The sequence below is a fragment of the Nocardia amamiensis genome (assembly GCF_015477605.1).
Lineage (GTDB): Bacteria > Actinomycetota > Actinomycetes > Mycobacteriales > Mycobacteriaceae > Nocardia > Nocardia amamiensis_A.
Map to the genome: position 1 here is coordinate 129,317 of NZ_JADLQX010000020.1, position 15,207 is coordinate 144,523.

Here is a 15,207-nt window from a genome sequence, read left to right on the forward strand (position 1 = left end):
ATCACTCAGCGTGCGCCGTCATCGCTGGGGACCGGAAAGAACCCCGAGTCGATGAAGGACTCGACATACGCGTCCAGCGCAGCCGTATCGATCGGCGGGCAATGGATTCCATGCCCGGCGAGCTCCGTACGAGTCTGGGTGTCGTCGACGGACACCGCAACCCCGCCGTAATTGCCGCTGACCAGGGCGGCGCGCACCAGCGAATCGTCACCGGCCGCGTCGCGTGCCGCGGCTTCCTCGGCCAGCTTGCCTGCGATCTCCTCGATCGAGGCGATCTCGACCGGGATCCCATGTCTGCGCAGGGATTCGAAGATGTCGCGGATCGCCACACGCTGCGAGTTCACCAGGTGATAGGCCGACCCGCTGGGGGCTTCGGCCGCCAGCGCCACGATGGCACCGACCACGTAGTTCACCGGCACCAGCGCCGTGTCCGCGTCGCCGATGTCGGGGGCGAGCCCGAGGATGGCGGCCGCGCGGATCATGTTCCAGAACGAGTCGTCCGCGCTGTTCACGCCGATCCGCGGATCACCGCAGACGATTCCGGGACGGTAGATGCTCACCGGCACACCACGTGCGCCGGCCTGCCGGACCAGTTGCTCGGCAACCCATTTACTGGCCACGTAGCCGTTCTGGGACACCTCGCCGACGTCCAGCACCGCGTCCTCACGGCCGCGGAAATCCGGTCCGGGAGCGGCCGGAACCACCGCGTTGACGGTGGACACGAAATGCACCGGTTTGATCCGGCTGGTGGTCGCCAGCCGCAACACCTCGCGGGTGCCCGCCACATTGGCGGCGCGCAGCCGCGCATAGGGCTCGATGTGGTTCACCCGAGCACCGTTGTGGTAGACCACGTCGATCCGCTCGGCCAGCCGGTCATACCCGGACCTGTCGAGCCCGAAGCGGGGCGCCGCCAGATCGCCTGCGACGGCGACGATGCGGGTTTCGTAGGTGTCGTCCCAGATGCGGTACTTCTCGAGGGCGTTGCGAATCCGCTTGTATGCCCGCTCGTCGTCGTCGCTGCGAACCAGGCACCAGACGCGTGCGCGGGTGCCGGCCAGCAATTCCCGGAGCAGGTGCGCGCCGACGAATCCCGTCGCACCGGTGAGCAGCACGTCCCTCGGGGTTTCCGAGCGCGCCGCCGCGGTACCGGCACCATCGATATCCAGTTCGAGAACGGCATCGGCGGCAATCGTCGCGGAGTCGTCCGCCGGGAGCGCCGCCGCGGGCTCGTCCAGGTTGTCGATGCGGGCAGCCAGTCCGCGCACGGTGGGTGCGGTGAACAACGCCGCCATCGGCACGTCGACGCCGAGCCGGGCGGTGAGCGCGCGCTGCAGTGTGAACGCGAGCAGCGAGGTGCCGCCGAGATCGAAGAAATCGTCCTCGGCGCCGGCCCTTGCGATGGCGAGGACGTCGACGAACACCTCGGCGACCGCCCGCTCGGTCGGCGTCGCCGGGGCGACGAAATCACGGGCCCGGAACACCGGCCGCGGCAGGGCGGCACGGTTCAGCTTCCCGCTGTCGTTCATCGGGAAGGAGTCGAGCACCATGATGGCCGACGGAACCATGTACGACGGCAGCACCTGCGCCAGCGACTCGCGCAGGGCGTCGGCCGTGAGATCGGTCGTCGCCGGGACCACGTAGGCGACCAGCTGGTCGCCGCTGTCCGACGCCGTCACCACGACCACCGCCTGGGCGACGGACGACTCGGCCAGCAGCGCGGCCTCGATCTCACCCAGCTCGATCCGGTGGCCGCGGATCTTCGCCTGGAAGTCGCTGCGTCCGAGATACTCCAGCACGCCGTCGGCACGGCGGCGCACCAGATCGCCGGTCCGATACATCCGCGCGCTCGGCGGCCCATAGGGGTCGGCGACGAATCGATCCGAGGTCAAGTCCGCGCGCCGCATGTAACCGCGCGCCAACTGGTCTCCCGCCAAATACAATTCGCCGACCACGCCGGCCGGTACGAGATGCAGCCGGGAATCCAGGACGTAGGTCCGCGTATTCCACTCCGCGACACCGATCGGCACGGTGGCCCGGTCGTTGGTCGACGCAGGCCAATACGTCACCGACACCGCCGCTTCGGTAGGGCCGTACAGGTTGTGCAGTCCGGCACCCGACAGCGCGGCGAAGTCTGCGACGGTGCTGGGCGGCAAGGCCTCACCGATGACGAAAACCGCACGCAGCGAGGCCAATTGCTCCGCCGTGGCCGCGGCGAGGAAGACCTGGAGCACGGAGGGGACGAAGTCGGTGACCGTCACCTGGTGGGTGGCGATCAGGCCTGCGATGTACTCCGGATCGCGCTGGCCGCCCGGTGCGGCGAGCACCAGGCGCGCACCCACCCACAGCGGAACGAAGAATCCCCACAGCGACACGTCGAACGTCGTCGCCGTCTTCTGCAGGTAGACGTCGTCGGGCCCGAACGCATACTGCGCCGCCATCCATTCGATCTGGTTGGTGATCGCACCATGCGACACCATCACACCCTTGGGGCGGCCCGTCGATCCCGATGTGAACAGCACATAGGCCGGGTGATCCGCACGCAAGGGCGCACGCAACTCGCCCGTGGCGACGGGATCCGCCGAGTACGCCGACAGCTCGAGGGAGTCGACGTCGACGACCGGAACCCCAGGAGCGGGTACCGGATTGCCGTTGCCTGTGAGCACGCACACGGGCTCGGCCACTTCCAGCACGTACGCGATCCGGCCCGCGGGATGATCGAGGTCCAAGGGCAGGTACGCGCCTCCCGCGGTCAGCACCGCGTACATGGCGACCAGCAAACCCGGCGAACGCGGCATCGCGAGAGCGACCACGGACTCGGGACCGATTCCCTGCCCGATCAGGTACCGGGCCAGGCGGTTGACGCGCGCGTCGAATTCCCGATAAGTCCAGGCCGTGTCGTCGTGCACCACGGCCACCGCATCCGGTGTCGCGGCGACCGAACGGCGGTAGCCGGTCAGCAGGTCATGCGCCGAGACCGGGTGGGCCGTGTCGACCGCATCGGACAGCAACTGCACACGTTCGGCCGGATCGATCACCTCGATATCACCGAGCACCGCCGTGGGGTCGGCGGCGATCGCGGACAGCAGGCGCACGAATCGATCGACGAAGCCTTGCACGGTGTCGTGGTCGAACATGTCCGCGGCGTAGCTGACCACGCCGCCGATCCCGGTCGGTGTACCCGCGGCGTCGTAGGTGTCGCCCACCATCCAATGCAGATCGAACTGCGATACCTCGGTGCCGATATCCAGGCTGGAGACGGTCAGATCCGGCAATTCCAGCGTGACGGGCTCCAAGTTCTGGAACGACAGTGCCACTTGGTACAGCGGATGCCGCGCCGTCGACCGGACCGGTCTGAGCACGTCGACCAGCCGCTCGAACGGAACGTCCGCGTTCGCGAACGCCTGGATATCGGTCGTCCGCTGTCGTCCGAGCAGGTCGGTGAAGCTCTCCCCAGCGTCGTATCCGGTGCGGAACACCAGGGTGTTGATGAACATGCCGATCAGGTCGTCCAGGACCGCCTCGCCCCGGCCGGCGACCGGCGAGCCGATCGCGATGTCGTCGGTGCCCGACAATCGCGCCAAGAGCACCGCCAGCGCCGTGTGCACGACCATGAACAGCGTCGCGCCTTCGGCCCTGGCCAACTCCACCAGCGCACGGTGGGTTTCCGCGTCGACGCGCACCGCCACCCCGCCTCCGGCGTAGGAGCGCATCAGCGGACGCGGCCGATCCGACGGCAGGTCGAGCTGATCCGGCAGCCCGGCCAGTGCCTGCTTCCAGTAGGCGATCTGCTTGGCCGCCAGAGATTCCGGATCGTCCTCGGCGCCGAGCAGCTCCCGCTGCCACAGACTGTAGTCGGCGTACTGCACCGGCAACGGTTCTCGAGCCGGGACCGCACCGGCACAGCGAGCCGTGTACGCGGTCATCAGATCCCTGGTCAACGGGCCGATCGACGACCCGTCAGCGGCGATGTGGTGCACCACCATCGCCAGCACGTATTCGGGTGCCGCCGGGTTCGCGGCGCTCAGATCGAAGAGCACCACCCGGAGTGGCACGTCGGTGGTGAGGTCGAAAGCCGTACCCGCCAAGGCGATGACGGCATCCGCCACGTCGGCGGGCGCGACGGCCCGGATCTCGAAGTGCGGAACCGCCTGTGCCACAGGCAGAATCACCTGCACGGGAGTTTCCTGGGCGTCTCCCGAACCGGAACCCTGGTGCGGATAGATCGTACGCAGGATCTCGTGCCGAGCCACCAGATCCTCGATCGCCGCCCGCAGCGCGTCCGTATCGAGTGCGCCGGTCAACCGCACCGCCAGCGGCACGTTGTAGGCCACCGAGGCGGTGTCGAAGCGGTTGAGGAACCACATGCCCTGCTGCGCCAAGGACAACGGAATCCGCTCCGGGCGCGGACCGGCGGTCAACGGCCGACGGCCCGTCCCGGTCGAATTCTCGCCCAGGTGTTCCGCGAGTGCGGCCACCGTCGACGCCTCGAACAGCAACCGCACCGGGATGCGGATGTCCAGAGCGGCCCCGAGCCGCGCGATGACCCGGGTGGCGATCAGCGAGTTGCCGCCCAGTTCGAAGAAGTCGTCGTCGGCCCCGACCGGCGTCGCGGGGTTCAGCAATTCGGTGAACGCCCCCGCGACCAGCTCCTCCAGCGGCCCGGATGGCGCTCGGTACTCCCTCACCTGCAGCACCGGCGCGGGCAGTGCGGCGCGGTCCAGTTTGCCGACCGGGGTCAGCGGGATCTCGTCCAGCACCATGACGGTGGTGGGCACCATGTGCGCGGGCAGGCTGCGTTCGGCGAACGCGACGAGCTCGTCGGGCTGGGCGGTCGCACCGGCGGCGGCGTGCACGTAAGAAACGAGAATGGTCGCGCCACTGGCGAGTTCATGCCCGATGGTCACCGCGAAATCGACGCTGTCGTGCGCGCCGAGAACCGCGTCGATCTCGCCGAGTTCGATGCGGAACCCGCGGATCTTGACCTGGAAGTCGTTGCGGCCCAAATACTCGAGCCGGCCATCGACCGTCCGTCGTACCAGATCGCCGGTCCGGTACAGGCGGGATCCACTCGGATCGAATGGGTTCGCCACGAACCGGGCGGCCGTCAACCCCGGTCGCTCATGGTATCCGCGTGCCATCTGCGCCCCGGTGATGTACAGCTCGCCGACGACCAGGTCCGGCACCGGATTCAGCCGCGGGTCCAGCACGTATTCGGTGATGTTGCGGATCGGCCCGCCGATGGTGACGGTCTCCCCCGGCACCAGCGGCGCGCTGATATTGGTCATGATCGTGGTCTCGGTCGGCCCGTACCCGTTGTAGAACTCACGGGTGCGGCGCCCGGCGATCGGGACCGTCCAGCGTTGGACCAGGTCCGGCGGGCACGCCTCGCCACCGGCGATCACGACGCGGAGCTTGTCCAGTCCGGCCGGGTCGACCGACGCCAGAGCCGTGGGGGTGATGAACGCGTGCGTCACCCGCTCCCGGCCCAGCAGCGCGGCCAGCTCCGCACCGCCGTAGACGGTCGGCGCCGCCACGATCATGGTCGCGGCGCCGCCTACCGCCAGCAGCAGTTCCAGCACCGACGCGTCGAACGAGGGCGAGGCGAAGTGCAAGGTCCGTGACGTGCTCGTCAGCCGGTAGCGCTCGCGCTGCTCGGCACAGAAGCTCGACAGCCCGGCCTGCGTGACGACCACGCCTTTGGGTTTGCCCGTCGAACCGGAGGTGTAAATGACGTAGGCCGGGTGCTCGGTACGCAACGGCCGCGTGCGATCCGCGTCGGTGATCGGCACGGCGGAGTAGTCGTCGAGCCGTCGATCGACATCGTCGGTGTCGATGACCAGCCACTCCACCTCTTCGGGCAGGCCAGCGCGTACCTCTGCGATCGTGAGCCCGAGCACGGCGCGCGAATCCGAGACCATGTGCGCGACCCGGTCGGCCGGGTAGTTGGGGTCGACGGGTACGAACCCGGCGCCGGTCTTGGCGATGGCCCACACCGCGAGCACCGAGTCGATCGACCGCGGGATGCCGATCGCGACCAGATCCTCCGGGCCGATGCCGCGGTCGATCAGCAGCCGAGCCAACCGGGTCGACCGATCGTCGAGGTCGACGTACTCCATCTCGTCCAACCGCGCCGAGGCGTCCGCGTAGACCACCGCGACACCATCCGGATTGCTCTCCACTGCCCCCGCGAGCAGCTCCGGCAACAGCGTGACACCGACCTGCTCGGCCGCGCTGGGCTCGGCGGGCCGGACCGGCGCGGTCAGCGCCCGATCCTGTTCGGCGACGTCGACGAGGACGATCGCACCGACGATCGCACGTGGATCAGCGGCGACAGCGGTGAGAACCCGCTCGAATCGTCGAGCGAGCCGCTGCACGGTCGCTTCCTGGAAAAGCTCAGACGCATAGGTGAACCCTACGACGAGCTCATCCGGCCTTCCATTCGCACGGTGCCTCGGCTCCACTGTCACCTGTAGATCGAATTTCGCCACGACCTCGGTTTCCAGGGCCGAGACCGTCAGGCCGGGCAGCTCCAGGGATGGCCGCTCGGTGTTCTGGAACGCCAGCATCACCTGGAACAGCGGATTCCGCGCGCCGGCCGAACCCGGGAGGACCGCTTCGACCACCTGTTCGAACGGGATGTCCGCGTTGGCGAAGGCGGCGAGGTCGGTCTCGCGGACCTGGTCGAGGAGGGCCGCGAACGTGGCGGCCGGATCGACATCGGTGCGCAGCGTCAGGGTGTTGACGAACATGCCGACCAGATCGTCCAGGGCGGCAGCACCGCGACCCGCGATCGGCGTGCCGATCGCGATGTCGGAGCCACCGGACAGCCGGGCCAGCAGCGCCGCCAACGCGGCGTGGACAACCATGAACAGCGACGTATTGTGCTCGCGCGCGATGCGGGCGATACGTTCGTGCACCTGCGCGGGCACCACGATGCCGGTCGACGCGCCCCGCAGGGACGCCACAGCCGGACGCGGGCGGTCGAGCGGCAGCTGCGAGGCCGCGGAAATCCCGGCAAGTCGCTGCCGCCAGTACGCCAGTTGCCGTGCGGCGACGGACTGCTCATCGTCATCGGTGCCGACGACCGAGCGCTGCCAGACCGCGAAATCCGCGTACTGGATCGCCAGCGGGGCCCAACTCGGCGCGCTGCCCGCGATCCGCGCAAGATAGGCCGTCACCAGATCCCGCGCCAGCGGCGCGAGCGAGGAGCCGTCCGCCGAGATGTGGTGCACGACGAAGACGAGCAGATGCTCGTCGGCGGCCGGGCCGGAGAACAACCGGATCCGGACGGGCGGGTGCTCGGTGACGTCGAATCCCGCGGAGAGCAGTTCGGCCACCTGATCAGGGTCGGCGGCGGCGACCGTCTCGACCTCGAGCCCGTCCGGCAGCGTTTCGGCCACCGAGCGGATCTCCTGGTGCGGCGTCCCGTCCGGGCCGGCCACCGGGAACCGCGTGCGCAGCGCTTCGTGCCGCTCCAGCACATCCATCACGGCCTGCCGCAACGCGGGCACGTCGAGGGCGCCGGTGAGCCGCAGCGCGAACGGCAGGTTGTAGGCCGGCGATTCGGTGTCGACCTGGTTGAGCACCCACATGCGCTGCTGCGCCAGCGACAACGGCACCGGATCCGGTCGCGTGGCCCGAGTCAGCGGCGGACGACTCGCGGTGCCGGAGCCCGGCACGATCGCCGCCGCCAGTTCGGCGACCACGGGTGCGTCGAACAGGGTCCGCACCGACACTCGCGCGTCCAGCGCCGCACTCAGCCGGGCAACGACCTGGGTGGCGACCAGCGAGTTGCCACCGAGGGCGAAGAAGTCGTCGTCGATGCCGACCCGATCCACGCCGAGCACATCGGCGAACACCCCGGCCACGATCTCCTCGATGGGGGTGGATGCCGCCCGGAACTCCCGGCCGGTGAACGTCGGCCGCGGCAACGCTTTGCGATCCAGTTTGCCGCTGGTGTTGAGCGGGAAGGCGGCCAACTCCACAACCGTGGCCGGAACCATGTAGGCGGGCAGCGTCCGCGCCAACGCGGGCAGCAGCTGCGCCGGGTCGATCCCGGCTCCCGGCGCAGGTACCGCGTAGGCCACCAGCTGATCACCGAGTTCCGACGGCATCACCACGACGACGGCCTGGCTCACCGTTGGCTGCTCGAGTAGTGCCGATTCGATGTCCCCGAGCTCGATGCGCTGACCGCGGAACTTCACTTGGAAGTCGGTGCGGCCGAGGTATTCCAGTACGCCGGATGGCGCGAGTCCGTCCGTGGAACGACCGGGCTCACGCCAGATCACCAGATCCCCGGTGCGGTACATCCGCTCGCCGGAGCCGAACGGGTTGGCCACGAACCGATCCGAGGTCAGGTCGGGCTGGTTCACGTAGCCGCGGGCCAGTTGATCACCGGCCAGGTACAGTTCGCCAGGAACCCCAGGCGGCACCGGCCGCAACCGCGAATCCAGCACGTACACACGGCTGTTCCACTGCGGCGAGCCGATCGGCACTCGGGTGAGTTCGCCGCCGGAGGCTTGCCAGTAGGTGATGGATACCGCGGCCTCGGTCGGTCCGTACAAGTTGTGCACGGCGGCATCGGAGATCGCGCGCAGCGCGGCGACCGTTTCCGGTGGCAGCGCCTCGCCGATCGCGAACACGTGCCGCAGTGTCGGGACGGCTCCCGCCGCCGTGTGGGCGGCGAACACCGCCAGCATCGAGGGAACGAAGTCGGTAACGGTGACTCGCTGGGCCGCAATAGTTTCCGCGATGTAGACCGGATCGCGGTGGCCATCGTGCGTGGCGACCACGAGCTTCGCACCGGCGCGCAGCGGCAGGAAATAGCCCCAGAGCGAGACGTCGAAGGTGGTGGCCGTCTTCTGGAAGTACACATCCTCGGCGCCCAACGGGTACTCGGCGAGCATCCAGGCGATCTGGTTGTGGATCGCGCCGTGCGACACCGCGACACCCTTCGGGCGTCCGGTAGACCCGGACGTGAAGATCACATACGCCGGGTTGTCCGGCCGCACAGGTCGCGACAGTTCCTCGGCAAGCACCGGGGCTCCGTCGAAATTGTCCAGTTCCACGGTGTCGATGCGCGACCGCTCACTCCATCGCTGGGTATCGATGTGCAGCACCGAAATTCCGTCCGGCACGAGCACGGCGTCCGTGGTCGTGGTGAGCACGCACACCGGTTCGGCCGTGTTCAGGACGTGCTGGATGCGCTCGTCCGGATGATCCGGGTCCAGCGGCACGTAGGCACCGCCCGCAGTGATGATCGCATACATTCCGACGACCAGGTCCAGCGAACGCCGGACCGCGAGGCCGACCAGCGATTCCGCGCCCACACCGCGCGAGATGAGCAGGCGCGCAAGGCGGTTCACGCGAATGTCGAAGTCGCGGTAGGTGAGCTCCTGGCACTCGTAGACCACCGCGACCCGATCCGGATGCGTCCGAACCGCACGGCGGTAGCCGTCCAGCAGCAGCTCCGGCTCGACGGTGTGCCGGGTGTCGTTCCATTCCCGCAGGATTCGATCCCGCTCACCACTGGTCGGCATGATGTCGATAGCGCCGACTCGTGTGCCGGGATCAGCGACCAGTGCCTCGAGCACTCGCAGCAGCCGTGCGGCAAGTGCTTCCACCTCGTCGGCGGTGAACCGGCTGCGCAGATACTTCCACGTCAGCTCGATCGTCGACGCCGAGTGCACCAGCAGCGTCAACGGGTAGTGCGTATCGTCCTGAAGACCGACGCCGGTCACCGACACGTCGTCCACGGAACTGACGGCGGCGATCGCCTCCCGGTCGATCGGATACGACTCGAAGATCAGCAGGGTGTCGAACTGCGCTCCGGCGCCCACCGCCCGCTGGATATCGGTAAGACCCACAAAGTGGTGGTCGAGCAGAGCGGCTTGGTCACGCTGCAGGCACTCCAGCAATTCACCCACCGCGCGGCGATCATCGATTCGCACACGCACCGGCAGCGTGTTGATGAACAAGCCCACCATGGACTCCACGCCGGTCAGCTCGCCGGGGCGGCCGGACACCGTCGCGCCGAACACCACGTCATCGCGACCGGTGAGCCGCCCGAGCAGAATGCCCCACGCCGCCTGCACCAGTGTGTTCACCGTGACGCCGAGTTCGGCGGCGCGCCTGGTGATCCGGCCGGCGCCGTCGGCATCGATCTCGGTGATCAGCTTCCCGATCTCGTACTGCTCGGCGGTCCTCGGCTGCGGCGCGAGCTGCGTCGGCTCCTCCACACCGGACAGCGCCTGCGCCCACACCTGCAGCGACGCCTCCCGATCCCGGCCGGCCAGCCAGCTCAGGAAGGTGCGGTAGGACGCCACCCGCGGCAGCGCGGACTGATCGCCGCGCGTCGCGTACAGCACCAGCACATCGCGCAGCAGCAGCGGGTTCGACCAGCCGTCGAGCAGGATGTGATGGCTGGTGATCACCAGATGCCAGGCGGTTCCGTCGGCCGCCGTGCCGGTGCCACCTCCCGGCAGCTCCGTGCGGTACAGGGTGAACCGCATCAGCGGCGCCACCGACATATCGAAATGGGTCTCGCGCTCCAGCGCGACCAATCGCTGCAGTTCCGCCGAGCGCTCCGACTCGGGCAAGTGCGTCAGATCGACCTCACGCCAGGGCACCTCGACTCGCTCCATGATCACCTGCACGGGGTGGCCGCCGGCGTCGGTGACGAAGGCGGCCCGCAGGTTCGGATAGCGGTCCAGCACCGCCTGCGCGGCCGCCCGCAGCCGATCGACGTCCAGGCTGCCGCCCAGCTCCACCCGCGCCTGAGTGATGTAGACGTCGACGCTCGACTGCGCCATCAGGGCATGGAAGAGCAGGCCGGACTGCAGCGGCGACAGCGGCCACACATCCGACAGCGCCGGGTAGTCCCGTTCCCATACGTCGATATCCGATTGGCCCACTGCGACCAGCGGCAGGTCCGCTGGCGTCAGGCCACCGGCGTCCGGCCGCTGTGCGTGCCGAGCCAGCGCGGCGAGCGCGGCGGCCCACAGGTCGGCGAGCTCCCGCACCCGCTCCCGCGACAGCAACCCGCTCGGGAAGGCGAACGACGCGCCCAGCCGCGGACCGTCCGGACCGTCGGTGACGATCGCGTTGATGTCGATCACGCCATTGGCGGGCATGTCCGGATCCATCTCGGCATCCAACTGCCCCAGATCCGCGACCGGCGCCCAACCCAGCTCGGCGAGTTCTCCGGGAATCTCCCCCGTCGACACACGCCCCAGATAGTTGAAGCTGATCTGGCCCGCATCGCCCAGCTGGGCGGCCGTCGCCGGGTTCAGGTAGCGCAGCAGGCCGTAGCCGATGCCCTTGTCGGGGATCGCGAGCAGCTGCTCCTTCACCGATTTCACGATGTCGCCCAGAGGCTTTCCGCCCTCGAACGCCGCGCCGAGATCGGCTCCGGCGAGATCCAGCCGGACCGGGTAGGCGCTGGTGAACCACCCGACCGTCCGGGACAGATCTGCGCCCGCGGCGACATCCTCCTCCCGGCCGTGGCCCTCCAGCACGACCAGCACCGTGCCGCCGGAGGAGTCACCGCGCCACGTGCTCACCGCCAGCGCCAGCGCCGACAGCAGGCCATCGTTGACGCCACCGCGATACCGACCCGGGATCGCGGTGAGCACGGCCTCGGTCACCTCCGCAGGCAACGTCACCTCGACCCGGTCGACGGTGGCGAACGTGTCCACCGCCGGATCGAACGCGCGCGCACCGAGCGGCGGGTCCTCGGTAGCCGAAACCCGCTGCCAGAACGGTAGTTCCGCGACCCGCGCCGGGTGCTTCGCCGCGTCGACGAGGGCGTGTGCCCAGCGCCGCATCGACGTTCCATTGGCCGGAAGCGCCACCGGCTGTCCCCCGGCCAGTTGCCCCCAGGCCACCGCCAGATCCGGGATCAGAATCCGCCACGACACGCCGTCGACCACGAAGTGGTGTGCGACGACGAGCAGCACGTCGCGACGCGCAGCGGACCCGGTGTCCGCGGATCCGGCGGCGCCGCCGGTGAAAGCGAACCAGACGAACTGCACCATGACCGCATTCGGCGGATCGAGCCGCCCCAGAGCCGCGTCGTACTCGTCGCTCGCCCGCCGGGACAACTCCGCGTCGTCGATGTCGGCGGGCAGCTCGACTCGCCGCACCAGAGCGCCGACCGCCACCGCGCCAGGCTCCAGCGCCTCGAAGAGCCAGGCGGCGTCCGACGTCCCGGATCCCGCACGGCTGTTCCGGCGCAGCCGAGAGCGCAGCACGTCGTGGTGATCGAACACCGCGCCGATGGTCGCGACCAGGGTCTCCCGCTCGATGCCCGCGGGCAGCCGCAGCGCCATCGATTGCGAGAACCGCTGATACGACGATCCGCTGGCCAGCGTCCCCGCCATGATCGGCGTCAATGGAACCTCGCCGACTCCGCCACCAGGCAGCTCCGCCAGCCGGTGCCGCTCCGCGGCGCCGTCGAGCGAGGCGATCTCGGCCAACGCCGCGACCGTGCGGTGATCGAATACATCCCGTGCGGTGAACACCACACCACGCGCTTTGGCCCGCGACACCAGCTGGATCGACAGAATCGAATCGCCGCCCAGCGCGAAGAACGAGTCGTCGAGACCGACCCGCTCGACACCGAGCACCGCCGCGAACACCTCGGCGATGATGGACTCGACCTCGGTCACCGGAGCACGGAATTCGCGTCCGGCGAAGACCGGCTCCGGCAGCGCGTTGCGGTCCAGCTTGCCGATCGGGGTGAGCGGTATCTCGTCCAGCACCACGATCAGCGCGGGCACCATGTACTCCGGCAACCTGTCACCGACGAAGACCGCGAGTTCTGCCGTGTCCACCTCGGCCCCCGCATGCGGCAGCACGTAGGACACCAGGGCTTTCGCTCCGGACGGGAGCGTCTTGCCCAGGGTGGCCGCGTAATCGACGGCGGGATGGGCGGTGAGCGCGTTGTCGATCTCACCCAGCTCGATGCGGAAGCCACGGATCTTGACCTGGAAGTCGGAGCGACCGAGGTACTCCAGGGTGCCGTCGGCCTCATTGCGCCGCACCAGATCACCGGTCCGATACAACCGCGCCCCAGGATCATCGGTCTGCGCGCCGAACGGACTGGCCACGAACCGCTCCGCGGTCACCCCCGGCCGGCCCAGATAACCCTGAGCCAGCGCAGGACCCGACAGATACAACTCCCCGACCACTCCCGCCGGCACCGGCCGCAACCGCGCATCCAGTACGAACGCACCCACCCCTGGGATCGCGGCGCCGATCGTGATCGGCTCGCTCGGCCGCATCGGCCTGGTCAAGGTCACCCATACTGTCGCCTCGGTCGGGCCGTACGCGTTGACGAACAGCCGTCCATCACGCGCCCACCGCCCCACCAACTCCGGGCTGAATTTCTCTCCGCCGACCTGCACTACCTCGAGGTCGTCGAGCCCGGCCGGATCCACCGACTCCAGCGCACCCGGCGTGATCACGATGTGCGTGACCCGCTCCCGCCGCAGAAGATCGGCCAGCTCGGCGCCGCCGAACACGTGCGGCGGCGAAACCACCAATGTCGCCCCCGAGGAGAAGGCCAGCAGCAGCTCCAGCACCGAGGCGTCGAAATTGGGCGAGGACACGTGCAAGATGCGCGAACCCTGCTGCACGCGGAGACCTTCCCGCGCCGCGGCGACCAGCCCGCCGACACCGGTGTGCGTGACCACCACGCCCTTGGGTTTCCCGGTCGAACCCGAGGTGTAGATGACGTATGCGGGGTGCCGGGGATCGATCGGGCGAACCCGGTCGGCGTAGGAGATCGGATGGCCCGGCAGCTCGGCGATTCGCTCGGTGTGCACCGGGTTATCGAGTTCGATCCAGTCGACATCGGTACCGAGCGCAGGCCGGTGTGCCGTGGTGGTCAACCCGAGCACCGCATCCGAATCCGAGAGCATGTGCGCGATCCGTTCGGACGGGTACGCCGGGTCCACCGGCACATACGCCGCGCCCGTCTTCGCGACGGCCCATACCGCGAGCACGGATTCGATGCTGCGCGTGATCCCGATGGCCACCGTGTCACCGGCGCCGATCCGGCGCGCTATGAGCCCGCGCGCCCACCGGGACGACAACTCGTCGAGCTCGCGGTAGGTCAGCTGCCGATCATCGGACGGATCACCCGAGGGATTGAACCGGACGGCGACGACGTCGGCCGCGGATTCCACAGCGGCTGTGAGCAGCCCCCCGAAGAGCAGACCGGCCCGGCGACGACCACGCGAGGCACGACGATCCCTACTCATTTACGCATTTCACCTCTCGCCGCTGAACGGCATTTTGCATGAAGAAACTCATTTAAATACGAACGCGCACTTCGCGAACCGGAAACCGCACCGTCGCGAACAAATAAATCACCTTATCAAGACCTCATCGGTGCATATTCCCAAGCGCGGGAATATGAGTTGCCGATATGGCAGATCGGAATTATGCCCCTCATTCCAGACGCCATTCCGGCGCACTCGGCGCGACTCGACGAATCAGCTCACGGCCCCGACCGACTTGGCCCATCGAGGTGCGAAGCTCGCCACAGTCTCGGTGGAAATACCGCTTTACCTGCGATTATGCGCACCAACCTAGTTTTGGTCGCCGCACCGTACGCACCCCTCCAACGGCGCGAATACATTCCGGCACGGTGCGACTCGGACCCTGCGAGAGAGTCAAGGATGCGCGAATAGGTGTAATATATGCCACATCGATGCGTGCGGACACAGGCCCAACGCGTCGCTCGGATGGAATTGCGCAGCAGCGCCCCGACCGGGACAGGAAGACGCTATAGCGGACTGGGCGGATGGTTTTCCCGGCGTACGCCGGGAATCGAATTTCAGCCGCACAGTCGGGGGAACATGAATTTTGTCAACAGCCCCACCGCTTATGCCGAACCGACCCGGGAGATCGCCGACCGCCGATCGGTATGCCGGAGCTCGCCGGACAGTGAACGCCGCTCGTACCGCCGCGATGAACCCCGAAGACTTCATCGAATCCGATCCGAGCTGGACGAGATCGTTCCCGCCAGTTTGTTCGCCGGCGGCTCCGGCCCTGGTCATCGACCCGTTACCAGCCAATGCCGTTGCTTGACAAGGCAAGTGGTTCGTCGCGGTCGTGGTGACACATGTTGGTGATGTGATCTTGTATCGGGCATGCATCCTTGGACCGGGTTGTCGGATCGCGTGGAGTTGGGGGCGGTGA

General features: G+C 68.3%; 1 protein-coding gene. It reads right to left on the minus strand.

Annotated elements, in window-relative coordinates; all coding sequences use genetic code 11:
• Positions 1-5: 5 nt before the first annotated feature.
• The gene (locus tag IU459_RS25020) at positions 6-14,264 is read right to left on the minus strand and encodes a non-ribosomal peptide synthetase (RefSeq protein WP_195132005.1); all 14,259 of its coding nucleotides are present in this window, start codon (positions 14,262-14,264) and stop codon (positions 6-8) included.
• Positions 14,265-15,207: the final 943 nt, after the last annotated feature.

Coding starts and splice junctions, on each gene's coding strand:
- IU459_RS25020 (WP_195132005.1), bottom strand. CDS start 14,264: ATGAGTAGGGATCGTCGTGCCTCGCGTGGTCGTCGCCGGGCCGGTCTG.